23 protein-coding genes are annotated in these 26,437 nt (G+C 64.5%); 18 read left to right on the top strand and 5 right to left on the bottom strand.

All coding sequences use genetic code 11. The annotated features are described in order from the left end of the window. Positions 1-85: 85 nt before the first annotated feature. The gene (locus tag BMW49_RS12155; protein ID WP_069520094.1) at positions 86-460 is read right to left on the bottom strand and encodes a tetratricopeptide repeat protein; all 375 of its coding nucleotides are present in this window, start codon (positions 458-460) and stop codon (positions 86-88) included. Positions 461-661: 201 nt separating this feature from the next. Between BMW49_RS12155 and pyk the strand changes: the two genes are divergently transcribed. After that, a complete protein-coding gene (pyk, locus tag BMW49_RS12150; protein WP_069520095.1) occupies positions 662-2,113 on the top strand; it encodes a pyruvate kinase in 1,452 nt (483 codons plus the stop codon). 117 nt (positions 2,114-2,230) lie between these two features. Here pyk and BMW49_RS12145 read toward each other — a convergent pair whose 3' ends face one another. The 3 genes from BMW49_RS12145 to BMW49_RS12135 are packed head-to-tail and all read right to left on the bottom strand — an operon-like array spanning position 2,231 to position 5,093. Continuing rightward, on the bottom strand, positions 2,231-3,001 hold the full coding sequence (locus tag BMW49_RS12145; RefSeq protein ID WP_069520096.1) for an enoyl-CoA hydratase: 771 nt from the start codon (positions 2,999-3,001) through the stop codon (positions 2,231-2,233). A 30-nt stretch (positions 3,002-3,031) separates the two neighbouring features. Beyond that, complete coding sequence (locus BMW49_RS12140; protein ID WP_069520097.1) at positions 3,032-3,973, bottom strand: iron-sulfur-binding ferredoxin reductase; 942 nt, start codon at positions 3,971-3,973, stop codon at positions 3,032-3,034. Continuing rightward, positions 3,966-5,093, bottom strand: a complete 1,128-nt coding sequence (locus BMW49_RS12135; protein WP_069520098.1) for a GGDEF domain-containing protein — start codon at positions 5,091-5,093, stop codon at positions 3,966-3,968. Before BMW49_RS12135 ends, BMW49_RS12140 begins: the two co-directional genes overlap by 8 nt. 545 nt (positions 5,094-5,638) lie before the next feature. Here BMW49_RS12135 and BMW49_RS12130 point away from each other — a divergent pair. Beyond that, a complete protein-coding gene (locus BMW49_RS12130; protein ID WP_069520099.1) occupies positions 5,639-7,162 on the top strand; it encodes a fumarate hydratase in 1,524 nt (507 codons plus the stop codon). Between the two features lie 143 nt (positions 7,163-7,305). Next, entirely contained in the window at positions 7,306-8,304 is a 999-nt protein-coding gene (gspK, locus tag BMW49_RS12125) for a type II secretion system minor pseudopilin GspK (protein WP_069520100.1), read from the top strand. A 127-nt stretch (positions 8,305-8,431) separates the two neighbouring features. On the opposite strand, the gene BMW49_RS12120 is transcribed toward gspK, so the two are convergent. Further along, positions 8,432-10,477, bottom strand: coding sequence for a PhoX family protein (locus BMW49_RS12120; RefSeq protein WP_069520101.1), 2,046 nt, complete (start codon positions 10,475-10,477; stop codon positions 8,432-8,434). A 234-nt stretch (positions 10,478-10,711) separates the two neighbouring features. Between BMW49_RS12120 and BMW49_RS12115 the strand changes: the two genes are divergently transcribed. The 15 genes from BMW49_RS12115 to BMW49_RS12045 all read left to right on the top strand — a co-directional run bounded on the left by BMW49_RS12115 (position 10,712) and on the right by BMW49_RS12045 (position 26,370). After that, on the top strand, positions 10,712-12,343 hold the full coding sequence (locus BMW49_RS12115; protein ID WP_069520102.1) for a bifunctional UDP-sugar hydrolase/5'-nucleotidase: 1,632 nt from the start codon (positions 10,712-10,714) through the stop codon (positions 12,341-12,343). Continuing rightward, positions 12,340-12,771, top strand: a complete 432-nt coding sequence (locus BMW49_RS12110) for a hypothetical protein (protein ID WP_069520103.1) — start codon at positions 12,340-12,342, stop codon at positions 12,769-12,771. Before BMW49_RS12115 ends, BMW49_RS12110 begins: the two co-directional genes overlap by 4 nt. Continuing rightward, positions 12,764-14,731, top strand: a complete 1,968-nt coding sequence (gspD, locus tag BMW49_RS12105; RefSeq protein WP_083251795.1) for a type II secretion system secretin GspD — start codon at positions 12,764-12,766, stop codon at positions 14,729-14,731. Before BMW49_RS12110 ends, gspD begins: the two co-directional genes overlap by 8 nt. Next, positions 14,731-16,191, top strand: a complete 1,461-nt coding sequence (locus tag BMW49_RS12100; protein ID WP_069520104.1) for a GspE/PulE family protein — start codon at positions 14,731-14,733, stop codon at positions 16,189-16,191. The genes gspD and BMW49_RS12100 overlap by 1 nt, the downstream gene beginning before the upstream one ends. A 7-nt stretch (positions 16,192-16,198) precedes the next feature. Beyond that, entirely contained in the window at positions 16,199-17,398 is a 1,200-nt protein-coding gene (gene gspF / locus BMW49_RS12095; protein WP_069520105.1) for a type II secretion system inner membrane protein GspF, read from the top strand. 12 nt (positions 17,399-17,410) lie between these two features. Then, positions 17,411-17,851 carry a type II secretion system major pseudopilin GspG gene (gene gspG, locus BMW49_RS12090; RefSeq protein ID WP_069520106.1) on the top strand — a complete coding sequence of 147 codons (441 nt, stop codon included), beginning with the start codon at positions 17,411-17,413 and terminating at the stop codon, positions 17,849-17,851. Continuing rightward, on the top strand, positions 17,851-18,288 hold the full coding sequence (locus tag BMW49_RS12085; RefSeq protein WP_069520107.1) for a prepilin-type N-terminal cleavage/methylation domain-containing protein: 438 nt from the start codon (positions 17,851-17,853) through the stop codon (positions 18,286-18,288). The genes gspG and BMW49_RS12085 overlap by 1 nt, the downstream gene beginning before the upstream one ends. Beyond that, positions 18,288-18,647, top strand: a complete 360-nt coding sequence (locus BMW49_RS12080; RefSeq protein ID WP_371850885.1) for a type II secretion system protein — start codon at positions 18,288-18,290, stop codon at positions 18,645-18,647. Before BMW49_RS12085 ends, BMW49_RS12080 begins: the two co-directional genes overlap by 1 nt. Beyond that, a complete protein-coding gene (locus BMW49_RS12075; protein ID WP_069520109.1) occupies positions 18,644-19,231 on the top strand; it encodes a prepilin-type N-terminal cleavage/methylation domain-containing protein in 588 nt (195 codons plus the stop codon). The genes BMW49_RS12080 and BMW49_RS12075 overlap by 4 nt, the downstream gene beginning before the upstream one ends. Further along, positions 19,228-20,334: a GspL/Epsl periplasmic domain-containing protein gene (locus BMW49_RS12070; RefSeq protein ID WP_069520110.1), complete on the top strand. Its 1,107-nt coding sequence runs from the start codon at positions 19,228-19,230 to the stop codon at positions 20,332-20,334. Before BMW49_RS12075 ends, BMW49_RS12070 begins: the two co-directional genes overlap by 4 nt. Further along, a complete protein-coding gene (gene gspM, locus BMW49_RS12065; protein WP_069520111.1) occupies positions 20,331-20,768 on the top strand; it encodes a type II secretion system protein GspM in 438 nt (145 codons plus the stop codon). The genes BMW49_RS12070 and gspM overlap by 4 nt, the downstream gene beginning before the upstream one ends. Further along, positions 20,765-21,436: a hypothetical protein gene (locus BMW49_RS12060; protein WP_069520112.1), complete on the top strand. Its 672-nt coding sequence runs from the start codon at positions 20,765-20,767 to the stop codon at positions 21,434-21,436. The genes gspM and BMW49_RS12060 overlap by 4 nt, the downstream gene beginning before the upstream one ends. Before the next feature lie 92 nt (positions 21,437-21,528). Beyond that, positions 21,529-22,542, top strand: a complete 1,014-nt coding sequence (locus tag BMW49_RS12055) for a DUF4917 family protein (protein ID WP_069520113.1) — start codon at positions 21,529-21,531, stop codon at positions 22,540-22,542. A gap of 254 nt (positions 22,543-22,796) precedes the next feature. After that, positions 22,797-24,305 (top strand): ATPase domain-containing protein, encoded by a 1,509-nt coding sequence (locus BMW49_RS12050; RefSeq protein ID WP_090390943.1) that lies wholly within the window; start codon positions 22,797-22,799, stop codon positions 24,303-24,305. Beyond that, positions 24,295-26,370: a hybrid sensor histidine kinase/response regulator gene (locus BMW49_RS12045; RefSeq protein WP_208600967.1), complete on the top strand. Its 2,076-nt coding sequence runs from the start codon at positions 24,295-24,297 to the stop codon at positions 26,368-26,370. Before BMW49_RS12050 ends, BMW49_RS12045 begins: the two co-directional genes overlap by 11 nt. Positions 26,371-26,437: the final 67 nt, after the last annotated feature.

Raw genomic sequence — 26,437 nt, 5'->3', positions numbered from 1 at the left:
ATAGCTCGCTATTCGCCTCGAAAGAGCAACAAAACTGACTCAAACCGACTTCCCCTCGCTACGGACGGTTAAGCCCGACAGGCTCCTAGGGTTTTGCCGGGCTTGGCCGTGCTGGCTCGGCGCTGCTGTAATGCCCCAACTGCTGCAAGGTGTCCAGCCGCGCGTGGGCACGGTAGGCGTACTCGCTGCCCGGAAAGCGAGTGACGATAAACCGGTAGGTCTGCGCCGCATCGACGTACAGGTTCTGGCGCTCCAGGCACTGCCCGCGCAACAACGAGATTTCCGGTTGCAGGTAGCTGCGCGAGCGACTCTTGCGCTCGGCCTGGGACAACTCCAGCATGACCTGCTCGCACTCACCTTCGTTATAGGCCCGGTAGGCATTATTAAGGTGATGATCGAGCGACATCCGGGTACAGCCTGCGGTACTCAGTACCGCGATCACAAACAGCACAGTGCGCATAACGTCTCTCCTTCACTGGGCAGTGTATCGACTGGTGCGCGAAAAACTGCAGCCCATATCAGGCCGACGGGGCATATTCGTCCACAGGCTATGCGCACCATTTAATGTGCACAAAGCAGGCGCAAGGTAGTGCAGACGAACAATGACTACAGCGCGGTGGCGTAGTAGCCTCGCTACGAGCTTCAACTCAGGAGTCTGCGCATGACCTTTCGCCGTACCAAAATCGTCGCCACCCTTGGCCCGTCCAGCAACTCGCCCGAAGTACTCGAACAACTGATCCTCGCCGGCCTCGATGTGGCCCGCCTGAACTTCTCTCACGGCTCGCCCGACGAGCACAAGGCGCGCGCCAAGCTGGTCCGCGACCTGGCCGCCAAGCATGGCCGGCACGTTGCCCTGCTCGGTGACCTGCAAGGGCCGAAGATCCGTATCGCCAAGTTCGCTGACAAACGCATCGAACTGAAAGTGGGTGATCACTTCACGTTCTCCACCAGCCATTCGCGTACCGCCGGTACCCAGGAAATCGTCGGTATCGACTACCCGGACCTGGTCAAGGACTGCGGCGTAGGTGACGAGCTGCTGCTCGACGACGGCCGTGTCGTGGTACGGGTCGAGTCGACCTCGGCCGATGCATTGCATTGCGTGGTGGTGATCGGTGGTCCGCTGTCCGACCACAAGGGCATCAACCGCCGTGGCGGTGGCCTGACGGCGCCGGCATTGACCGAGAAAGACAAGGCCGACATCAAGCTCGCCGCGGAAATGGACCTCGACTACCTGGCCGTGTCCTTCCCGCGCGACGCTGCGGATATGGAATACGCGCGCAAGCTGCGTGACGAATCCGGTGGTACCGCCTGGCTGGTGGCGAAAATCGAACGCGCCGAAGCCGTGGCCGACGACGAAACCCTCGACGGTCTGATCCGCGCCAGCGACGCGGTCATGGTGGCCCGTGGCGACCTCGGCGTAGAGATCGGCGATGCCGAGCTGTGCGGCATCCAGAAGAAAATCATTCTGCACGCCCGCCGCCACAACAAGGCGGTGATCACGGCTACGCAGATGATGGAGTCGATGATCCAGAACCCGATGCCGACCCGCGCGGAAGTCTCCGACGTGGCCAACGCCGTGCTCGACTACACCGACGCGGTGATGCTCTCGGCCGAAAGCGCCGCCGGCGCCTACCCGCTCGAAGCGGTACAGGCCATGGCACGCATCTGCCTGGGCGCGGAAAAGCACCCAACCAGCAAGAAATCCAGCCACCGCATTGGCACCGAGTTCGAGCGCTGCGACGAAAGCATCGCCCTGGCGGCCATGTACACGGCCAACCATTTCCCTGGGGTGAAAGCGATCATCGCGCTGACCGAAAGCGGTTATACACCGCTGATCATGTCGCGCATCCGCTCCTCGGTGCCGATCTTCTCGTTCTCACCACACCGCGCCACCCAGGCCCGTGCGGCGATGTTCCGCGGCGTCTACACCATTCCCTTCGATCCCGCAGCGCTGCAACCTGGCGAAGTCAGCCAGGCAGCCGTAGACGAGCTGCTCAAGCGTGGTCTGGTGGAGCCGGGCGACTGGGTGATCCTGACCAAGGGCGACAGCTACCACACCATCGGCGGCACCAACGGCATGAAGATTCTGCATGTCGGTGAAGCCCTGGTGTAAGCAGCTGGGTGACACGCAGGTCGTGCTTTACGTGCGACACCTGTAGTCAGCAAAACGCCGCGACTCCACTGGAGATCGCGGCGTTTTTTTGCCTGAATCTTTTGCCGCCCCACCCCCTCAGGCCGCAAAGTTCGGCGTGCGCCGCTGCATAAAAGCCATTAGCGCCTCGCGGGCCTCCGGTGAGTGCAGGCGTTTGGTAAAGAGTGCGCCCTCCTCCTCGATAACCTGGCGCAGCCGCTCGCGCTCGGGCGCGCGCAGCAGTCGCTTGCTGTCTGCTACCGCCGCCGGGGGCAGACGGGTAAAAGCCAGCGCCACCTCACGGGCTTTGTTCAAGGTCGCGGCGCCATCTTCCAGCACGGCATTGACAATCCCCCAGGCGGCCGCCTGCTCGCCGCTAAACCCCTCACCAAGAAGCAGCAACTCGGCGGCACGGACCTGGCCGAGCAGGCGCGGCAGGATCAGGCTGGAACCGAACTCGGGGCACAGGCCAAGGTTGACGAAAGGCATGCGCAGCGCGGCGCAACGGCTGACATAGACCAGATCACAATGCAGCAACAGCGTGGTGCCGATGCCCACGGCCGGCCCGCTGACTGCAGCCACAATCGGTTTGGGGAACTCGAACAACGCGCGCATAAATAGAAAGACTTCGCTGTCCTGCCCGGTGGGCGGCGCCTGAAGAAAGTCAGCGACGTCGTTGCCACTGGTAAAGCACTGCTCACCGCCAGTAAGCAGCACCGCACGTACACTGCTGTCCTCGGCTGCCTGCTGCAACGCTTCGGCGAGGCGCGCATACAGATCGCGCGTGAGGGCGTTTTTCTTCTCGGCCCGGTTCAGGCGCAGGGTCAACAGGCCGGGCTCGCGCTCGACCAGCAGGTGGGATTCGGCCATGGAGCATGCCTCATACAGACCAACGAGGGCTCAGCAGGCGGGCGGCAGGAACAGGTCGGCAAGCACCTGATTACGCGGCACGCCAGCGAGGTAGAGCCGGCGCGCAATATCCTCTACGCGTTCGGGCTGGCCGCAGAGTAAGGCCTGACTTCGCCGGGCGACAAGCCGCAGTTCGGCCAAAGCCTCTGGCAGCTCGGCCGCAGTGATAAGCTCGACACGCAGCTGGGCATGCTGCTCGGCGAGCTGCATCAAGGGCTCAGCCAGGTAGTGCGCCGCCTTGTCGTGCGCCAGGTGAATCAAGCGGATCGGCCCTTGGTGCTCCTGGCGTAGCGCCTCACGCAGTACGCCATACAGCGGCGCCAGTCCCGTACCGCTGCCGATCAGCCAGAGCGTGCGGGCCTGCCAGTCAGCATCGTAGTGCAGCGCGCCGGCGCTCAACTGCCCCAGACGCAGCACATCACCAGGCTGCAGGCGCCGGGCAGTCGAGCAGAAGGCGCCAGCGTGACGACAATCAAGATGAAACTCCAGCCAAGGGTCTTCACCGGGCAGGCTGGCCAGCGAATAAGGCCGCGCAATCCCCTCGGCACTCCATAGCAGCAGATGCTGACCGGCGCGATAGCGCAACGGCTGCAATGGTTCGAGGCGCAGGCGCAACACGTCGTCAGTCAGCCAGTCACAGGCGAGTACCCGCGCCTCGCGGCCATCGCGCTTAGGGTCGAAGGGGACAACCTCAAGATCTTCTACCACCTGACACTGGCAGGCCAGGCGCCAGCCCTGCTCTCGTACGGCCGGCGTCAGTGCGTCAGGCCTGGCATCCTGCGGCGTCCCCGCCAGGCAGCGGACCTGGCAGGCATGGCAGCTACCGGCGCGGCAGCTGTGGGGCAGCTCGATCCCCGCCTGCAGCAATGCATCGAGCAGGTTACGCCCCACGGTCACGCTGAAACACTGGGTACCGACCCGCAACTCAGGCACCGCTGTCCTCCCAGGCGGCCGCGCAACGATTACGGCCGCCCCGCTTGGCCTGATAGAGGGCTTGGTCGGCACGCTGCAAGGCGTCGTCGAGGTTGTCGTTCGAGGTCATCAGGGTCATGCCAATGGATAGGCTGAGATTGTCCACTTTAATGCCAATCGGTTCAGCCTGGGCGAAGGCTTCGCGCAAACGCTCGCAGCAACTGGCGACCTGGTCACTGTCAGCATTGGGCAGTAGCAGCACGAATTCCTCACCGCCATAACGGGCGATGGTGTCGCCATCACGCAAACAGGCCCGGGCCACGCCCGCGAACATCTGCAACACCCGGTCGCCAGCAGCGTGACCGTGAACATCGTTGATGCGCTTGAAATGGTCCAGGTCGATCAGTGCCAGACCTAGGCGGCTTTCAGGCTGTAGCTCCTCAAGCGCGCGCGTAGCCAGGTGCAGAAAATGTCGGCGGTTGCACAGGCCTGTCAGTTCGTCGGTCGCCACCAGGTCTTCGAGCTGGCGCATCATGCCGCGCAAGGTGTCCTGATGCGCTTGCAGCGCGAAACGGCGCTGGCGCATACGCTGACGCATGGTTTGCATGTAATTGGCAAACAGGCACAGCCAGAGCAGCAGCACAGCCAGGGTGAATACCTGCATCGCTGCCAGGCCTGGGCTGCCGAGCGTATAGGTGTAGGCCTCATACAGATTGATCGCGCTGAACGAGCAAAAGGCAAAGAGCGCGCAACGAGCGAAGACCCGGGATCGCAACTGGAACACGCCGAACAGCATCACCAGAACATAGAGCGCCAACAGCGTACCGCGCCCTTCATCGAGCAAGCTGAGCAAAGCGCCGAGCCAGGTCAGCGCTACCAGCACCTGTGCTTCGGTCAGACTGGGGTCGCGAAAACGCAGGTTGCGCGCACTCACGAACAACCAGAAAAACAGCGCCTGGCTCAGCACGATGACGCCAATCAGCAGCAGATAAAGCACGGGGGTGCCAGTGAGTAGCCCGTTGTAGCCGCCAACCAGGCACACCACAAAAACCAGGACATAGCTTGCCACTGCCATGCCGAAGCGCTTCAGCAAAAGGCTTTGTAGGGTACGCTGACTGGTGCGCTGACTGCTTCGAGTCATGGGCTCCGTCCCATAATGGCATCCGGCCAACTCTACGCCTGAGCTCACAAAAAACCTAGGCTATTGTATGGCGTCTGCGTGGTCGCTATTGCCGCGGCAAGTGTCCGCAAGGCTTAGGGTCTGTTGACGTTTCGTCGCAAGCCGCGTTGCCGCGAAAAATCTCGCCAGGCTAGGCCGCGCCCGCTCCCGGCGGGCTTGCGGCATTCACCCCATCCATGGGGATTGCGGAGGACGCAGGGAATGGTTATTCCCTTGCCAAGTCCTCCAACAACGCATGGCGAGATTTTGCGCGCAACCTAGGCGGCCCCACCCGAAGGGCCGGGCCCGTTTTAGCGCGATGCTGCGTTTCTCGATGGCTCATTTAGCCAGCTAAACTTCGCATCTCGTGCCTTGCCTCGCGCTAAAACGGGCTCCGGCGCGGCCGCGAACGAAACGTCAACAGACCCTAAGGGTACGTTATACTGCCGCGCCTTTTTTACGCAGTTGCGCCGACGCTCAGTGCGGCGCTTCCTTATAGATGTTCCCTGAATAGAGGAGCGCCCAGCATGACCGTGATCAAGCAAGACGATCTTATCCAGAGCGTCGCCGATGCCCTGCAGTTCATCTCTTATTACCACCCCACCGATTTCATCCAGGCGATGCACGAGGCCTACCTGCGCGAAGAGTCGCCGGCCGCCCGTGACTCCATGGCGCAGATCCTGATCAACTCGCGCATGTGCGCCACCGGCCACCGGCCGATCTGCCAGGACACCGGCATCGTCACCGTGTTTATCCGTGTGGGCATGGATGTGCAGTGGACCGGCGCGACCATGAGCGTCGACGACATGATCAACGAAGGCGTACGCCGCGCCTACAACCTGCCGGAAAACGTCCTGCGCGCCTCGATCCTCGCCGATCCGGCCGGCGCGCGTAAGAACACCAAGGACAACACCCCGGCCGTCATCCACTACTCCATAGTCCCTGGCGACAAGGTGGAAGTGGACGTCGCAGCCAAAGGCGGCGGCTCCGAGAACAAATCAAAGATGGCCATGCTCAACCCGTCCGACTCGATCGTCGACTGGGTCCTGAAAACCGTGCCAACCATGGGCGCCGGCTGGTGCCCGCCAGGCATGCTCGGCATCGGCATCGGCGGTACCGCCGAGAAGGCCGCAGTGATGGCCAAGGAAGTGCTCATGGAGCACATCGACATCCATGAACTGCAGGCCCGTGGTCCGCAGAACCGCATCGAAGAACTGCGCCTGGAGCTGTTCGAGAAGGTCAACCAACTGGGCATCGGCGCCCAGGGCCTGGGCGGCCTGACCACCGTGCTCGACGTGAAGATCATGGATTACCCGACCCACGCCGCCAGCCTGCCGGTGTGCATGATCCCCAACTGCGCCGCCACCCGCCACGCCCACTTCGTGCTCGATGGCAGCGGCCCGGCCGAGCTGGAAGCGCCGAACCTGTCCGCCTACCCGGAAATCGTCTGGGAAGCCGGTCCAAGCGCCCGCCGCGTCGACCTCGACACCCTGACCCCGGAAGACGTGCAGAGCTGGAAGCCGGGCGAAACCGTGCTGCTCAACGGCAAGATGCTCACCGGCCGCGACGCTGCGCACAAGCGCATGGTCGACATGCTGAACAAAGGCGAAGCGCTGCCGGTGGACCTCAAGGGCCGCTTCATCTACTACGTTGGTCCGGTCGATCCGGTGCGCGAAGAAGTGGTCGGCCCAGCCGGCCCGACCACCGCCACGCGCATGGACAAGTTCACCCGGCAGATCCTCGAAAGCACCGGCCTGCTCGGCATGATCGGTAAATCCGAGCGCGGCCCGATTGCCATCGAAGCGATCAAGGACAACAAGGCCGTGTACCTGATGGCCGTCGGCGGCGCTGCGTACCTGGTCGCCCAGGCGATCAAGAAATCGCGCGTGGTGGCCTTCGCCGAACTGGGTATGGAAGCCATCTACGAGTTCGACGTAAAAGACATGCCCGTCACCGTGGCGGTCGACACCAATGGCGAGTCGGTGCACATCACCGGCCCGGCCATCTGGAACAAGAAGATCGCCGACAGTCTGGCGGTCGAGATCAAGTAAACGCTCCACTGCTACCCCACAAACCCGGCCCCGTGCCGGGTTTGTGTTTTTACCGATCAAGCAAAGGCCCTCTGCGCTTTGCCACGTTGTTGCAACCTTTACCCGGTTTACTGCCCCGTTAAACAAATGACGGATCAGGCTGAATGAAAAAAACGCAGCGCGGTGTAGCCCTGTTGATGGTGCTGATGGCGCTCGCGCTGTTGACCGGTGGCTTGAGTTGGCTGGCCGTACAGGGGCGGGAGGAGATCGAGCGCACGCGCCTGCTCCAGCAGCGAGTGCAGGCGCGCGCCGTGGATAGCGCTGTACGGGCGTTTGCCGTGCAGGCCATGCGCGACCCGCGCTGGCGCGAGAGTCCCTTGTATTGGCAGGCTATTCGCGGCTTGCCGCTGCCATATCGCTTCGAAGGTGGCGAAGCACGCCTGCTGCTGCGCGACCAACGCACCTGCTTCAACCTCAATGCGCTCGCGGGCGGGGACAGCCAACGGGCCAGGCGCCAGCTCAACCTGGTGCTGGGTGGCGACATGGCCAGTGACCGGTTGACGCAGCAGGTGGCCGACTGGGTCGATAACGATCAGCAAACCAACCTGCTCGGTGCCGAGAGCGCAGAATACCTGCGCCACGGCAGTGCCTGGCTCGCGGCCAACCAGTTACTGCATGAAACCAGCGAGCTGAATCTGCTGCCGCCCACTGACCCACAGCGCTACCTGCGTCATCCGCAACTCTGCGCACTGCCGGATACCGGCGCCTGGCAACTGAATGCCAATGCCGTGACGCTCAACGATCTGCCGTTGCTGGAGGCACTGTATGAAGGCGAACTGCCCAGCTCGCTGCTCACACGCTTAATCAGCGCACGCCCAGCAGAGGGTTATCGCGATTCCGCCCAGCTGCGCCAGTCTCTGGGCGCGCTGGATGACGCCACGTACAACCGCTTGACCGAAGGTCTGGTGCTCAGCAGCGATCACTTTCTGCTCGGCATAGAGGTGCGTCTGGACGACACCCTGTACCGCACGACCCACCAGGTAGAAGTGCGCGGGGTGTCCAAATGGTACAGCCGCGTGCCGGCCCAGCAGGTGCTGTTCCGGGGTCGCCAGCCGGCGCCTTGGTGGAGCGCAGAGTCGAGCGCATCTGAGCTGATGCCCTGAGGTTTACGGCTGTTGACTCTGGCAGCCATAACAAGGCATCGGCACACGCGCCGCAAAGGGACAAAGCAGAAACAAAAAAGCCGGTAGCGTTTGCGCTACCGGCTGTTCTGCTTGCTGCCGTCAGTCGTTAGACGCCGATTTCGCCGCCGTCGACCTTCTGGATCACCACAGTCGAAGCGCGTGGCCGTACGCTCGTCCCGGCAGGCGCGGCCTCGGTCGCATCTTCGCTAAAAGGCCAGTTAGCTGGGTGCTGGATGTTGACGAACATTGAGGTGTTATCGGGTGAAAACGCGATACCGGTCACCTCAGAACCATTGGGGCCAACAAAGAAGCGCCGCAGTTCATTCTGGTTATCCGCACGCAGAGGCAACTGGTTACCTTGTGCGTCTACCAGGTTGCTCGGGATCACCGCCAGCATCTGGTCGTTGGTGACACTGGCCACCGCATTGCCGCTGTTGTCGGTCTGGATCCAGAGCACGCCACGGCTGTCGAAGCCCATGCCGTCAGGGCTGGCGAACTGGTTGAGATCGGTCAGGCCTGAGAGGTTGGTTTGCGGGCCAGCGTTGGCATCCGAGCCAAAGACGAAGATGTCCCACGTGAAGCTGAGCTGATCATCGGAGTCATGCCAACGAATCACATGGCCGTTGACGTTGTTCACTCGCGGGTTGGCAGCGTCTGCCACGGTACGGCTGGAGTTGTTGGTCAGGGTCAGGTAGATGTCGCCATTGACCGGGTTGACCGAGGTCCACTCCGGGCGGTCCATCGGGGTTGCGCCGACGGCATCGGCCGCGCCGCGGGTATTGAGGATGATCTGCGCCAGGCTGCCGAAAATAGTGCCCAGGGTTTGCCCGTTTTGCGCCACTGTATCGACCGCCAGCGGCAGCCAGACACCGGTGCCGTCCGCGTCAAAGCGGGCGACGTACAGGGTGCCGTTGTTCATGTACTTGGCGCCGGTGGCCAGACGGTCGCTGGGGTTGGCGTCGGCGGCCTCCCACAGGGCGGTGGAGACGAACTTGTACAGGTATTCGTTGCGCGCGTCGTCGCCACTGTAGAACACCACCGGCTTGCCCACTTCGGTCAGGCCAGGCCAGCAGCCTTCGTGACGGAAGCGGCCCAGCGCGGTGCGCTTGACGGCGCGGCTGGTCGAATCGTAAGGGTCGATTTCGACAATGTAGCCGAAGGTGCTCGCCTCATTGCGATAGTCGTCCGTGGCGCTGGCGCCGGTCGGGGTCACATCAAAACGGGCAAACTCACCGTTCTGCTCGGAGGCATCACCTGCGGCTGTATCCCAACCATAGCGGCTGGAGCTGGTGGGCATGCCCAGGCGAACCTGATCTGCCGGGACGCTGCCGCTGCGGTTGACGAAGACCTCCGGCCAGTTCTCTTCACAGGTCAGGTAGGTACCCCAAGGGGTGTAGCCGTTGCCGCAGTTGTTGTTGGTGCCGCGCGTCATACTGCCGTCGGTGGAGAAGACCGTGCGCATATCGGCCGTGCCACGCAGCGGGCCGGTGATATCCATCACGCTGGCACTGGTGAAACGGCGGTTCAGCGGATCGTTTTCGACTACTTGCCAGCGCCCACTGACCTTGCGGATGCGCACCACGCCAACGCCGTGGGCATTGATTTCCTTGCGCACTTCTTCAGCGGGTCGGTTGCCACTGCCATCGGTAGTAGCGCCGCTGGGGTGCAGTGCGTTCTGGTCGATGTACTCGTGGTTGACCACCAACAGGCCGTCTTCGGAGCTGCCGTTGATCGGGAAGAAGTGCATGCCGTCATGGTGCATGCCCATGGAATTGGCTTGGTCGGTGGAGGTGTTGCTGCCATCGTCCCTCCAGGGGTTGGCGAGGCTGCTCAACGGCGTTCCCCACGGGGCAAGCACAAATGCGGTGTAGCCTGCCGGCACTACACAGGCATCGGTGCGCGACACGGCGACAGACTCAAAAGCCAGCGCCAGGGGTGTTGGCGTGGGCTGGGTCGGGCTGTCAGAGCCATTATCGGAACTGCCGCCGCCATCAAAACAGCCGACCAGTCCGCCACCGGCAATCATGGCGATAGCAGCACCCAGACCGCCGCGCAGTACGTGGCGGCGACTCAGATAGGTTTCGAGAACCGAGTCCATGGGCGTGTTGTTGCTGGGGTTCAGACTACGGTTAGTGCCGGTTTCGCGACTCATTATAGTTAACTCCTTGAGTTGAGTTTGCTTATGACCCGGCGGACTTTACGGAGCAATTGTTATAGTTATTCGATACTTAGTTGATGGTTAGTTGATGGTTTTGTGAATCTCAGTAAATCTGTCCTCTTGCCTGAAACCGCTGTTCTTGATGGCCAGTGACATAAATTTGTCACATCACGGTCGCACTATCCCCCCCGCACCCAAACGGTGGACGACGGACAGTGGAACAGCTCTATGACAAGCATTAGACGTCGGGAGACGTTGGCGTGGTTAATGGCGGGAGCGGCACTACCGCTTCTGGGAGGGTGCGCCAGTGGCAGCACCCGCCCTGCGGCGAGCACCTCACGCCTGGACCTGCTGTATTACGCCGACACCCTGGATGCCCGGGCGCCTGGTCTGGCTGTGGTACCGCAAACCCGCCTGGGCTCGGCGACCCGTACGGGCCAAGCGCCCTGGCTGACCGGCCCTGACGCCCGTGCTGCGTTCCCTGCACACGCCGGCTATGCGCCGTTGCTTGACGCCGCCCTGGGGCCGGTAGAGACAGGCGGTTACGCGGTTCTGGGCGCATTGCTGGAACGGCTGCGCAACGACTCTGGACCGCACAACTGCCTGACCCTGGAAAACGGCCAATGCTGGAACGGCAGTGGCCTGGCCTACCTGACTAATGGCGGCGCGGGCGTACAGGGCAGCGAACTGCTGGGCGCCGAGGTACGAGTCAGCAGTGACGAACGCGTCCTGTGGCCCCAACAGGCGATGGGACTCTATCGACAGTGGGGCCGCCCGGTAGTGGGCGCCGGGCTTAAAACTCCAGGAGTACAGTCCATCGCGCGCTTCGAGCGGGCGGGAGTGCAGATCGCCGTGGTCGGTATTGCTGATCCCTATGCCCTTGATCAGTCTGCCACGCTCAGCCAATGGTTCGACGCCCTGCGCCCATCGCTTGACGAGGCGCGCAAGCAAGCTGACCTGGTCATTGCCCTGGCCGACGTCGGCACTGGCCCCGGCATGTGGCTGGCGGAACGACTGGAACAGGTCGATCTGCTGCTCTGCGCCCGTGGCCAGGACCTGTGGCCACGGCAGATAGACGTGCGCCAGGCGTCCGGGCGCCAAGTGCCGCTGATTCTCGCGGGCAACCGCGCCTGCGGGGCCTTTCGCATTCGTTGCCATTCGACCGCCCAGGGTTGGCAGTTCGACTCGCTATTCCACCCGGCGTTCGCCAGCACCCTGGACGCTCAGGGCTTACAGGCCGCCGCAGGCCTACAGGCCACACTGACCGCCCAGCGCGTAAGCCATGCAGGCTGGCTCGACCAGCCGCTGGCCAAGGCATCAGAACCCTTGTGGCGTCGTGATGTGCGCGCCGGCAGCTGGGATCGGTTGATCCACCAGGCCCTGGCCGACAACTATGCCGACGGTGGTGTACTGCTACCCGGCCTACGCTATGACGTGCCGTTGCGCCAAGGCCAGACGATCACCCGCGAGCACCTGCTGTGCCTGACCGGCAGTCATCCGGCTGCTGTCCGCGAAGCCCCGGCCGGCCAGCTTCAGCGGGTGCTGGAGAATGCCGCCGAGCAGTTGTTTGGCAACCTGTCGATGCTCGATAACAGCCAGGATTTGCCACGCCTGCTCGGTCAGCCATGGCACGTTGCCTACAGCCCGGCGGGGCATCGTGTGTCGGGGCTGGAGCCGCTCCAGCAAGTGCGCACCTTCACCCTTGGCCCGATGGCCGAAGGCGAGCCGCTGTGGCAGCGCCTCGAAGCTTATCTGCGCAACCAGCCGGCTGACTGGCAATTGGCTGAATGGTCCTTGCCACGCATGAGCTTCGTGCAGGGCCACCCTGGCTGGCATCCGACGCATGGAAAGCTGGCATGAACGACGTCCGCCCTCTGATCACAGTTGGCCTGGTCACCCTGGCCGCCTGGCTGGCCGCGCAGTGTCTGCTTACGCTCTGGCACGGCCCAGCGCTAGCGCCGCTGCCGCTCGCCCAGGCGCCGCAGAGCCTGGACCTGCTGAGCGCACATTGGCAGCGCAGCCCACCGCCCGCCACTGGACAGATCCCCCTGACCCGCCTGGAGCTGACCTGGGTCGGCGGCATGCGCGCCGAGCCCCTGGCGGCTACCGTGGTGGTCCTCAGCTATCAACAGCGCCAGCAAACCCTGACCCAGGGTCAGCGACTGGCGCCGGGCATCGTCCTGCAGCGCATCGACGAGCAGGGACTCATCTTCGATAACAACGGTCGGCTGGAGCGCTTGCCCTGGCCCGCAGACCGACCTTTGCAAGGACTCAAGCACCATGGCTGAGCGCCCCCTGACATCACCGGCTCGCGTGCTGCGTAGCCTGCTGCTCGGCCTGCTGCTGCCCGCCCTGGCCGTGGCCACGGAAGACGGCCATACACCGGCAGAACCGCAACACTACGAAGTCAATTTCGTTGATACGAACATCAGCGAGTTCATCGACAGCGTCTCGCGCATCACCGGCACCACCTTCATCGTCGACCCCCGCGTCCAGGGCAAAGTCACGGTACGGACCATGACCCGCCACACGCCGGAGGAAATTTACGACATCTTTCTCGCCCAACTGCGTGCTCAGGGTTTTGCCGCCGTAGACCTGCCAGACGGCAGCGTGAAGATTCTCCCGGACCAAGTGGCCCGCCTGGAACCGGTGCCAGTCGAAACCGGACAGCGTCTTGAGTCGGCGGCCAACGGCATGGCCACCCGGGTGTTCAGCGTGCGCAATGCCGCAAGCGAACAGATGCTGGAAATCATCAAGCCGCTGGTCGATCCACGGGTGGGGGTGATCACGCCGTACCCCTCGGCCAACCTGCTGGTGGTCACCGACTGGCGCAGCAACCTCAGCCGTATCGAGAGCTTGCTACGCCAGCTCGACCAGGTTATCGATGAGCCGGTCGAAACCTTGCCCCTGCAGCACGCCAGCGCGCGTGACACAGCGCGCCTGGTCAACGAGCTGCTGGGCAAGGACAACGCGCGCAGCGCCAAGGTGGTGGCAGACGTACGCGGCAATGCGCTGCTGGTACGCGGTAGCACGGCGGATCGCGAACGGGTGCGGCAACTGCTCAAGCAGTTGGACATGGCCCGCGAGCATGTCGGCAACACCGAGGTGGTCTACCTGCGTCACGCCAACGCAGCCGACGTGCTGAAAGTGCTGCGCGGCCTCAGCCAGGGCGGTGTCGCCGAAGCAGCGGTAAGCGCCGACGGCGCCGCCGCGCCTGCAGCCGTATCGGTTGACGGCGTGCGCCTGGAGGCCGAAGAAGGCGCCAACGCCATCGTCATGCTCGGGCCGGACAGCGAGCTGATGTCCTATCGGCAGATCATCGAACGGCTCGACATTCGCCGCGCCCAGGTGGTGGTTGAGGCGATCATTGTCGAGGTCTCGGATACCCGTGCCCAGGAGCTGGGCGTGCAATGGCTGTTTCTTGACCCCGACAGCAACCTGCCTGCCGGTGGCGTCAACTTCAATGGTAACGGCGCCGGCATCAACGCCATCGCCGCTGCCGCCGCCACCGGCAACAACACCCAGCTCGGTTCGTTGCTCTCCAGCGTGGAGGGCGTAACCGCCGGTGTTGGCCATATTGGCGGCGGTATCAACTTCATTGCGCTGCTCAACGCGCTGCGTAACGAGAGCGGCTTCAACCTGCTGTCCACGCCCACCCTGGTCACCCTGGACAACGCCGAGGCGTCGATTCTGGTGGGCCAGGAAGTCCCCTTCGTGACCGGCTCCATTACCCAGAACAACGCCAACCCGTACCAGACCATCGAGCGCCGAGAGGTGGGGGTGAAGCTGCGCCTGCGGCCGCAGATCAACATCGACAATACCGTACGCCTGGACATCATTCAGGAGGTGTCATCGATTGCCGATAGCGCCCGTGCCAGCGATGTAATCACCAACAAGCGCGAGATCAAAACCACCGTGATGGTCGAGGACAACGGCATGGTGGTGCTCGGCGGACTGATCAGCGACGAGGTGGCCGAGAGTGACCAGCGCGTGCCCCTGCTCGGCGACCTGCCCTTGCTGGGACGGCTGTTTCGCTCCAACGCACGCAGCCATGCCAAGCAAAACCTGATGGTGTTTATCCGCCCACGGATCGTGCGCGATGCCCTCACCCTGGGCCAGCTCAGCGACGAAAAATACCGCAACATCAAAGCCACCAGCCCGCTGGCCCTGCCTGATCGCGAAACAGGCAGCGACCTGCTCGGGTTGTTCCCATCCAGCCGGGCGCGCCTCGGTGGGCTGATCCCCTGATGGCCGAGAAACTCCTGCCCTACCGGATGGCGCGCCAGGCGGGTATCGCCTTACGCCCTCATGCCGACGGCGTGCATGTGTTACTGCGTGAAGCGCCTGACCTGGCTCAACTGCAGGAAGTGCTGCGCGTACACGGTGCCCCGGTGGCCTGCTCGCACCTCGACGCCGCCGCCTTTGAGCGCGAGCTGGCGCTGTTGTATCAAGCCGGTGAACCGGCTACCGCGACCTTGATGGAGGGCATCGCCGAACAGGTCGATCTGGCCGGGCTGATGAGCGAGCTGCCGCGCATCGAAGATTTGCTGGAGAGCGAAAACGAGGCGCCGGTGATTCGTCTGATCAACGGGCTGCTTACCGAAGCCCTGCGCCTCAAGGCATCGGACATTCATATTGAAACCTTCGAGCAGAGCCTGGTGGTGCGCCTGCGCGTCGACGGCCAACTGCGCGAAGTGTTGCTGCCGCCACGGGCGCTCTCGGCCATGCTGGTGTCGCGGATCAAGGTGATGGCGCGCCTGGATATCGCCGAAAAACGCCAACCCCAGGATGGCCGCATCAGCCTGCGCATGGGCGCGCGCGATGTCGATGTGCGCGTCTCGACCCTACCCGGCATCCATGGCGAACGGGTGGTGATGCGGGTGCTCGACAAACAGGCCAGCCTGCTTGAGCTGAGTAATCTGGGCATGCCCGCCGAGGTCGAAACGCGTCTGCGGCGCTGCCTGGAGCAGCCCAACGGCATCATCCTCAGCACCGGCCCCACCGGCTCAGGCAAGACCACCACGCTGTATGCCAGCCTCAACGGGCTGAATGACGGCACGCGCAATATCCTCACTGTCGAAGACCCGGTCGAATACGCGATCACCGGCATCGGCCAAACGGCCATCAACCCGCGGGCCGGGCTGACCTTCGCCAGCGGCCTGCGCGCCATCCTGCGGCAAGACCCGGATGTGATCATGGTCGGGGAAATCCGCGATGTGGAAACCGCGCAGATTGCCGTGCAAGCCAGCCTCACCGGCCACCTGGTGCTCTCCACGCTGCACACCAACAGCGCGGTCGGCGCCGTCACCCGGCTGCGCGACATGGGTATCGAAGCCTTTCTGATCGCCTCCAGCCTCAAAGGCGTACTCGCCCAGCGGCTGGTGCGCCAGCTCTGCGAATGCGCCAGACCGCGGCCGCTGCTGGCGGCCGAACGGACACTGATGGATGGCCTCGACAGCCTTGAGCAGTTGCACGAGCCGGTGGGCTGTGATGCCTGCGGGCATACCGGCTATCGAGGCCGCCTGGGCCTCTACGAGTTCATCGAACTGGACGCGGGGCTGGTCGGCCTGCTCTACAGCGGAGCCAGCGAGGTGGCGATGGAAGCCTACCTGGCCGAGCGTCGGCAGAGCCTGGCGCAGGCCGCCCTTGAGCCGTTGCGCCAAGGCCGTACCAGCCTGGCCGACGTGCTGCGCGCCGTGCAGCGTTGAGGTCGGCATGCCGAGTTTTCGCTACCTAGCACTCGATCCCCAAGGCCGCCGTCGGCGCGACCTGATTCAGGCCGACAGCGAACGCCACGCGCGCCAGTTACTGCGTGAGCAGGGCCTGTTCGCCCGCGAGCTGACGGCGCAGACCAGCACCACGCGCCGCATGTCTGGCCAGCGGCTGAGCCACGCCCAGCTCTGCGAGCTGACGCGGCAACTGGCGACCCTGCTTGGCGCGGGGATTCCCCTGAGCGAGGCGCTGACCACCCTTGAGCGGCAACTCGAGCCCAGCTCCCGCCAGGTGCTGGCCAGCCTGGGCGCGGCCGTGGCCGAGGGCCACGGCCTCGCCGAAAGCCTGCGCCGCCATGGCGCGCCCTTCGACACCCTGTACTGCGCCCTGGTCGAGGCCGGCGAACGCTCGGGGCGCCTGGCCCCGGTACTGGAGCGCCTGGCGGATTACCTCGAACAGGTCCAGCGCCAGCGCCACAAAGCGCGCACGGCGCTGATCTACCCGGCTGTGCTGATGCTGGTATCGCTGATCGTGGTGATCGGCCTGATGACCTTTGTCGTGCCGCGCCTCACCGAACAGTTCGAGCATGCCGGGCGCAGCCTGCCGCTGGTCACCCAGATTCTGATCGGTCTCAGCGATGCCCTGGTAGTTACCGGCCCCTGGCTGCTGGGCCTGCTGCTGCTCGCCGGCGTCGGCCTCTCGCTGCTGCTGCGCCAGGCGCACTGGCGTTACCGGCGCGACCACCTGCTGCTGCGCCTGCCACGTATCGGCACGCTGTTCGCCGTGCTCGACAGCGCGCGGCTGTCACGCAGCCTGGCGATCCTCTGCGGCAGCGGCGTACCGCTGCTTGAGGCGCTGCAGGTGGGCACAGCGACGGTGGGCAACCTGTGTATCCGCGCAGCCCTGCAGCGCGCACGCGAGCAGGTCAAGGCGGGCATCAGCCTGCACCGCTCCCTGGCAGACAGCGGCCACTTCCCGCCCATGCTGATCAACATGGTCGCCAGCGGCGAAGCCAGCGGCACCCTGCCGGATATGCTCGAACGCGTCGCCGACAACCAGGAGCGAGGCTTCGCCCGCCAGGTCGACATGGCGCTGGCCCTATTTGAACCGGCGATGATCCTGATGATGGGCGCCATCGTCATGTTCATCGTGCTCGCGGTGCTACTGCCAATCATGCAACTCAACCAGGGCCTGAACTTCTAGGAGACCCATCCCATGCACGCATATTCCGCCCAGCCGCGGCAACGCGGCTTTACCCTGATGGAAATCATGGTGGTGATTTTCATCATCGGCCTGCTGGTGGCCATAGTCGCGCCCAACGTCCTGGGCAATCAGGACCAGGCGATGCAGCAAAAGGTGCGCGCCGACCTGTCGACCCTGGAGCAGGCGCTCGACCTCTATCGCCTGGAAAACCTGCGCTACCCAACCGCCGAGCAGGGCCTCAAGGCGTTGATCGAGCGCCCGACCAGCGAACCGCTGCCGCGCGCCTGGCGCACCGACGGCTACATTCGCCGCCTGCCCACAGACCCCTGGGGCGCGGCTTATCAGTACCGCGCGCCGGGCCAACACGGTCGCTTCGACGTCTACTCGCTGGGCGCCGATGGCGTGGAAGGCGGCACGGACACCGACGCCGACATCGGTAACTGGGACCTCTGATGCCAAGAGCTGCCGGCTTCACCCTGCTGGAGCTGCTGCTGGTGCTGCTGATTGTCGGGCTGCTTACGGCTATCAGTGTGGCCTGGCTGGCGCGGGGCGAAACCCTGGCCGCCGACGCCTTGCAGCGCCTGGCTGAACAGGCAAGCGCCCTCGATGCCCGTGCCCGCGACAGCGGCCAGATCATCGGCCTGGGCTGGACTCAACAAGGCCCGGCACGTTTCGAGCCTGCCCGCCAGGAGGGTGCGCAGCGCTGGCGCACGCAACCACTCGCCGGCTCCTGGCCGCAGCACGTGCGGCCAACCCCAGAGCAGTCTACAGAGCCCTGGGTGATCTTCACCCCAACCGGCATCGCCCGCCCGGCCAGCCTGCACTGGCAGTGGCCGGATGGGCAGGCGCACTGGCGCTGGAGCGGCGATGGCGCGCTGCAGGTCGAGTGATGAAGGACAACCGCGGCTTCACCCTGCTGGAAGTTATGGTGGCCCTGATGATCGCCGCGACCCTGGCGATCATGGTGAGTACCGTGCTGCGCCAGCGCATCGACGGTCACCTGGCAGTGCGCGACCGGCAATTGGGCACGCTCTGTGCGCGCGAGCTGATCGCCCGCTTCGAGGTCGAAGACTACTGGCCGCAGATCGACCAGGTACAGGGCGAGCTGCGCCAAGGGCCGCAAAGCTGCCACTGGCGCATGAGCCTGAGCTACACCGGCATTGCCAACCTGCGCCGTGGCGAGCTGACCCTGGAGGACGCCGCCGCGCGCCCCCTGGGACACTTCAGCGTATTTTTGCAACGCCCATGAACAGCCGGCAGCGGGGCCTGACCCTGATCGAGCTGATGGTTGCCATGGCCTTGACCGTGGTCCTCGGCCTGCTCCTGGCAGCGCTGGTCAATAGCTGGCTGCAGGTGCGCGAGCGCCTGGTGACGGCCGAGCGCCCCAGTGTGCTGTCGTTCTGCCTGGCGCTGGAGTCGCGCTTCGATGGCATCAGCCTGCGCCAATTGTATGAACAGCGCCTGCCCCTGCCGCTGGCCTGGCTCGACTGGCAAGCGAGCCTGCACCAATTGCAGTGGACCGCCCTCAGCGCCTGGCCGCCGAGCGCCGGTACAACCCGCCTGCAACGCCAACGCCTGCGCTACCAGCCCGATACGCAGCAGTTGGCGCTGTACAGCAGCGATGACCTGTACGCCACGGGTACGCCACGTTGGGTGCTGCGCGAGGCCCTCGCCCCAGTCGCGCAGGTGCAACTGAGTTTTCGTCAGGGCCAGCGCTGGCTGGCCTACCCCTCACAGATCGCCGCCCAACCGAACCTAGGCGTACGCATCGACTTCCAGTATCAGGGAGAACCCTATGTCTGCACCTTTGCCTTGCCGGATCTGCGCCCATGATTAAGCGATTTTTCCGCGCCAGGCAGCGCCCCCGCCCTGATACCTGGTTGCTGCTACGCCCGGATGAAGCACGGTCCTGGCAGTGGCTGCACTGGCACAACGGCGCCGTGATTGAGCAGGCCGACTGGCCCCCGCCAGCGGGTTGGCAAGCGCTGCGTTGCGCGTTGCTGATCCCTGCCGATGCCGTCAGTTACTTTGAAATCAGCGCGCCGCCGGGTATACGCCCAGCCGAATGGCCACTGTTGCTGGAAGATCGCCTGTTACAAGCGCCCGAGGCCGTGCTGATCGGCTGCGTTGGCCGGCGTGACACGCGGCTGCAACTGGTGGCGCTGGAGCGTGCCCGGTTGGCGCGCTGGCAACAGCAAGCCGACACGCTGGGCATCACCCTGGAGCGCTACTGGAGCGAGTTCCAGCTGTGCCCACCGCAGCAGCCCGGCCAGACCCTAGCCTGGTCTGTAGCGGACTATGTCTGCCAGGTACAGGCCGATGAGCAAGGCGCGCAGCACTGGCTGGCACTGCCCAGGGTGCTGGCGGCGGGCCTCGCCGCGACGGGCGCCGCCCCGCGAGCGGTCGCGCCCGGCCCGGACGGCCCGCTGGATAAACTGCCCAGCCTGGTGCCGGTTACGCGGCCAAGGCGGGCAACAGGTGGCCACGACTGGCGAACCGCGCGCCGCCTGGCGGGCACTTGCCTGGGGCTGGCGCTACTCTGGGCGGTGCTCATGGCTGGCACCACCTGGCAGCAAGGCAGCCAGGCGCGCGCCGCGCTGGCCCAGCAGTTTGGCGCATCCAGCACCCTGCAACAGGCGCAGAGTCGCCTGCGCCGCGCGCAACGCGAGGAGCAGCATTGGCAGGTGCGTCAACAACAAGTGGCGGCCTGGAGCCAAACGCTCAACGGCTGGTTAAGCGAGCATCCTGACTGGGCGCTGCAGGCACTCGGCTTTGACGGCAGGCACTGGTATGTGACGCTCTCCGGTCACGACGATGCCCTGGCCGACACGGCCCGCTGGCAAACCCTGGGGCGAGAAATCGGCGGTAGCGTAACCCTCACACGGGAGGGCGAAAGCCTGACCGTGCGCGTGGACCTTGAAGGGAGTGAGGCATGAAGTTCGCAGCGCTGCACAACCACTGGCAGGCGCTCCCAGCCGCGCGCAAACGGCTGCTGGCCATCGGCTGGTTAGTGGTCGCCCTGATGGCGATGTATGTCGCGGCGCGCCCGCTGTACACCGCCTGGCACACCGCGCGGCATTGGCAGACACTGGCCAGCCAGGCCCGCGCACTGCCGACCACCCAGGCCATGGTCGCCGACGACTGGGGACGCCTGGCGAGCGCGTCCGCCCTGGTGCTCACCGAAGTGCGCGGCGACGGCGCCACCTGGCAGCTCGCAGGGCGTATGGAACGCACCGATGCACTTGCCGGCTTTATCACCCGCGCCAGTACCCGTGGCTGGCGGGCTGACGACTGGAATCTGAGCAAAGACGCCGAAGGCTTGCGCTTCGACCTCCACCTGCGCCCGCGCCTGGGAGCGGCGCAGCCATGAAGCGCTGGGCCATCCTCTGGGCCGTTGCGGTTTTCTCTGGGGCCTTGCTGCTGGGCGCTCCTGTGTCGTTCTGGGCGCGCTGGGTCAACTGGCCAGACGGCTGGCAGCCCCAGGCGCTGAGCGGCAGCCTATGGCAAGGCCAGGCCGCGCAGCTCGGGCCACTGGGGCCGGTGAGCTGGCAACTGGCGTTGGTCGGCCCACGTGCCGAGGTGCGTGCCGGCGCACTGCAACGGCAATGGCACCTGCAGATAGAGGGCTGGCCCTGGCAGTGGCAAGCGCGCCTCAAAGACGCTGGCAGCCTGGTAACCCCCGAACAGCCCTTTAGCCTGGAAGGCGACTGGCAAGGTCATATCGAAGTCAGCGGACGCGGCCGGCGCTGCCTGTCCAGCACGGGCAGCCTGCGCGCCACCCAACTCGACCTGCTGGCCCCCTGGACCATGCCATTGGGCCAGGCTGAGTTGACGCTGGACTGCCAGGACCACACTCATCTGCTGGCGCGCCTCGAACGCGCCGGCCAACACCAGATTGCCGTGGATGTACAGCTTGCAGCGCGCACAACCGAGATCGACGGGCGAGTGGCGAGCAACAGCCAACTGAGCGGCCTGTTACGCCAGATTGGCGTGCTCGAGCAAGGCCAGCAGGCGTTTCAGACGCGCTTCACGTGGTAGCCACAGCCGTACAGCGTTAGCGCCGAGCCGCTCCCCGCCCATGTTAAAGTCGCGCCCTGCACTCCTCTGGCCCAAGGCGACAACGAGCAATTATGGAACTCCCGGCACTGACGGCGGAACTGGAAGACTGGACCGCCCTGAACGACAGCATCGGTTTTAGCGAACTGCTGATCGGTAACGGCGCAAGCCTGGCGGTGTGGCGCAAGTTCGCCTACTTTTCGCTGTTCGACGAGGCCCAGACCACCCGTAATCGCCCGCTCAGCCCGACCGAACTCAGCGTATTCCGGGCGCTGGATAGCAGTATTTTCGAGCAGGTACTCAGTGCGCTGAAAAGCAGTATCCGGGTCAATGCGGCACTGACCATCAATGCCTCGTCGCCGCGCCATCGCTACTTCGCCATCAAGGAAGCGCTGATCCATGCCGTGCGCTCGCTGCACATTCCCTGGAGCCTGATGCAGACCGACAGCCTGACGCGGATCAGCCAGGCGCTGGCGCAGTACCAGACTGTCTACTCGGGCAATTACGACCTGCTCACTTACTGGGCGGCCCAGCAGACGCCGGAGGCCTTCGACGACCTGTTCCGCGGCCCGGACTCGACCTTCGACCCCACTAACTGCCAGCGCCAGGGCAAGGCCACGCGCCTGCTCTACCTGCACGGCGGCATGCAGTTGGTGAAGAATGTCGATGGCAGCACGCGCATGCTCAAGTCCTCGGAAAGTACCCTGCTGGCCAGTTTTGCCATCAACCAGTTGGGCGATATTCCGCTGCTGGTCAACGAAGGCAGCAGCGCGGACAAGCTCAGAAGCATCCGCAGCTGCGACTACCTGACGTTCTGCTACAGCCAATTGGCGCAACCCAAGGCCACGCTGTGCCTGTTCGGCCATAGCCTGGCGGCGCAAGACCAGCACCTGGTTCGCGCCCTGCAACAGGCGCAACTGCAGACCCTGGCCATCTCCATCTACCCGCACAACCCGGCGTTTATCCTGCAGCAGAAGCAGCATTACAGTGCGCTGTTTGCCGAACAGAACCTCGAGTTGCGCTTCTACGATGCCCTCAGTCATCCCCTGGGCCACCCCGATCTGCGCGTACCGGTGCCCAAGCCGTAACCCCAGGTTTGCGCCCTCTCAGGCCCCTGTCAACGCGCTGAAAACAGCCCCTCTGCGGCAATGCGATCCGATCCGCCTGTCAAAAATAATGAACAAGAAAAACCGCTAGCGGTCGGATTTTCAGCAGGGTTGTCGGCGTCATCTCAAGAGCGCGCCTGGCACTGCCCCTGCCGTCGGCACTGATTGTGGACCATCGGCTGCCGAGTACTTCAAGGTGCCACGTGCACCTTTACCTCACGCAGAGAGGTCAATGAATGATGCACCCCCTCACACGGGTACCGTCGGGCAGTAACGGACTCGACAGCATTCTCGGCGGCGGTCTGCCGCCGGAACGTCTGTACCTGCTCGAAGGCTCGCCCGGCGCCGGCAAGACCACCCTGGCTCTGCAGTTTCTGCTGGAGGGCGTGGCTCGCGGCGAGCGCTGCCTGTACATCACCTTGTCGGAAACCAGTGAAGAGTTGCACGCCGTAGCGGCGTCCCATGACTGGTCTCTGGACGGCATCGACCTGTTCGAGCTGGCCTCGGCCGAAGCGGTGCTGGGCGATGGCCGCGAGCAATCGATCCTGCACCCCTGGGAGCTGGAGCTCGGCGGCACCATCCGCCTGATCCAGGACCAGGTCGAACGTATCCGCCCGCTGCGCGTGGTGTTCGACAGCCTGTCGGAGCTGCGCCTGTTGGCCCAGGATCCACTGCGCTACCGTCGCCAGGTGCTGGCGCTCAAGCAATTCTTCGCCCCGCGTAAAGCCACGGTGTTTCTGGTCGACGACCTTACCGGCAACCATGGCGAGCGGGATGCGCACTTGCACAGTCTGTGTCACGGGGTTATCACCCTGGAGCGCCTGACCCTGGAATTCGGTGCAGCACGCCGCCGCCTGCAGGTGCAGAAGCTGCGCGGTGTGGACTTCTGTGCCGGCCTGCACGACTTCGCCATTCGCCGCGGCGGCCTGCAGGTTTACCCGCGGCTGGTGGCCAACCAGCACCACGTGGCCTTCAGCGGTGACCCGGTACCCAGCGGCGTCAAAGGCCTGGACGCGTTGCTTGGCGGCGGCCCGCTGCGCGGCACCAGCACCCTGGTCACCGGGCCGGCGGGTTCGGGCAAGACCAGCCTGGCCCTGCAATACATCGATGCGGCCTGCCGCCGCGGCGAGCGCTGCACCGTCTATGAGTTCGACGAACGCATCGGCACCATGCTGATCCGCTCGGACAGCATGGGCCTGCAGTTGCAGCAACACATCGACAATGGGCTGTTGGACATCCGCCAGATCGACCCGGCCGAACTGTCGCCTGGCGAATTCGCCTGGCTGGTGCGCAACGCGGTGGAGCAGCACCAGTGCCGGATGATCGTGATCGACAGCCTGAGCGGCTACCTGGCGGCCATGCCCCAGGAGCAGCAGCTGATCCTGCAGATGCATGAACTGCTCTCCTATCTCAGCCAGCGCGGGGTCAGCACCTTTCTGATCAACCCGCAGCACGGCCTGGTAGGTAACATGACCGCTGATAACCTGAATATTTCCTATGTCGCCGATGCCGTGGTGCTGCTGCGCTTCTTCGAGGCCCAGGGACGCATCCGCAAGGCCGTGTCGGTGATCAAGAACCGTGGCGGCCAGCATGAGGACAGCATCCGCGAGCTACGCGTCGACCAGCACGGCGTGCGCGTTGGCGAGACGCTGATGCGCTTCAGGGGCGTGCTCACCGGCACCCCGGAATACAACGGCGACCAGGCACCGTTGATGGAAAACCGGAGCCACGACTTTGCCCGTTAACCGCACCGAGCCCATGCAGGTGTTGATCAGTGCGCCCTTCGGTCGGGATGCCGAGAGCCTGGCCAGCCTGCTCGGGGAGAAAGGCTACCGCACCCTGAACTGCCCAACGCTGCAGACCCTGGCGGACCACATCGACACTGATACAGGCGCTGTGCTGGTCACCGAAGAGGCACTGGTGGGCGATATGCACGCCCTGCGTCAGGTACTCGACGCCCAGCCGGCCTGGTCGGACCTGCCGTTCATCCTTCTGGCCACCCGCCAATCCGGGCGTCTGGGCGACACCGAGCGGGTGCGCAAGCGTCTGCCGGAGAGCGCCAGCAACGTGATCCTGATCGAGCGGCCGCTGAGTGCCGTATCGCTCTTGAGCGCCGTAGCCTCGGCGATTCGTTCACGGGTCAAGCAACTGTTGATCCGCGATCAGCTCGCCGAGTTGGCCGAAAGCCGCCGTGCCCTGCAGACCAGTGAGCGCGAATTACGCCTGGTCGCCGACTCCCTGCCGGTACTGATCGCCTTTATCGACACGGACCTGCGCTACCGCTTCGTCAACCGTGCTTATGAATACTGGTTCTACCGCTCACCCGAGGAGATTGTCGGGCGCCACGTCAACGAGCTGTTCAGCCCCCAGGACCTGGCAGCGCGCCTGCCGGTGATGCAAGCCGCTCTGGCCGGCGAACCGGCGCGCCTGCAACGGCAATGGCCGCACCAGGATGGTAGCCGTCGCGATGCCGACATCCGTTACCTGCCACGACGCACACCGACTGGCGAAGTGGATGGCTTCCATGTGTTCGTGCTCGACATCACCGACAGCAAGAAAGTCGAGGAAGGCCTGCGCGACACCGCCGACACGTTGGAGGCGAAAGTCGCCGAGCGCACCGCCGAGCTGAGCAGCGAAATGCACAACCGTGCCCAGGCCGAAGCGGCCCTGCGGCAAAGCCAGAAAATGGAAGCGGTGGGCCAACTGACCGGAGGCATCGCCCACGACTTCAACAACATGTTGACCGGCATCATCGGCGCCATGGACATCATGAAACGGCGCCTGGCCGCCGGCCGGGTCGACGACCTGCCGCGCTTTATGGAGGTCGCCGCCACCTCGGCCAACCGCGCCGCCGGGTTGACCCAGCGCCTGCTGGCGTTTTCCCGGCGGCAGTCACTGGATGCCAAGGCGCTCGATGTGCGCGAACTGCTGCACTCGCTGGAAGAGCTGATCCGCCGCACCTTGCATGAGCGCATCAGCCTGCACACGGCTTACGGGGTCAACCTGCCGCCGGTGATCGCCGACGCCAACCAGCTCGAAAGTGCCGTCCTCAACCTGGCGATCAACGCCCGCGACGCCATGCCCTTTGGCGGCCAACTGACCCTGGAAACCACCCAGGAGGTACACGTCGCCGACGCGCCCACGGCGCGGCCTAACCTGGCCAGCGGTACCTATATCGTTATCAGCCTGTCCGACAGCGGCGCGGGTATGACCCCGCAGGTGCTGGAGAAAGTCTTCGACCCCTTCTTCACCACCAAACCCGTGGGCCAGGGCACCGGGCTGGGTTTGTCGATGGTGTACGGCTTTGCCCGGCAGAGCCACGGCGATGTGGTGATACTCAGCCAGCCGGGTGTCGGCACCACCGTGCGCCTGTACCTGCCCACCGCCAACGGCCCTGCCGAGCCCCTCGCCCGCGAGCAACCGGCTTCTCCGAGCGGGCGAGGACAACGCATTCTGTTGGTAGAAGATGACGCCACGGTACGTCTGCTGGTGCGCGACGTGCTCACCGAGCTGGGCTACGACACCCTGGACGCGGCCGAGCCGGGGGTAGCGATCGAACACCTGGTCTCGAACGTGGCAATCGACCTGCTGATTTCCGATGTCGGCCTGCCGGGCATGAATGGTCGCCAACTGGCAGAAATCGCCCGCCAGCATCGCCCGCATTTGCCGGTGCTGTTTATCACCGGCTACGCCGAGAACGCCGCCATCCGCGCCAGCTTTCTCGGCGCCAATATGGACATGATCACCAAACCCTTCTCCATGGCCGACCTGGCCAGCAAGGTCGGCGAAATGCTGCCGGCGCCGCCATAACCCCCGATCACACCGGCCAGCCAGCGCCGTAGCCTGGGTCGAGCGTAGCGACACCCGGGACACCCTC

This window comes from Pseudomonas cuatrocienegasensis (genome assembly GCF_900110925.1).
Classification (GTDB): Bacteria; Pseudomonadota; Gammaproteobacteria; order Pseudomonadales; family Pseudomonadaceae; genus Aquipseudomonas; species Aquipseudomonas cuatrocienegasensis.
The sequence above is the reverse complement of the archived record's forward strand: the minus strand, read 5'-3'. Positions and strand labels throughout refer to the sequence as shown.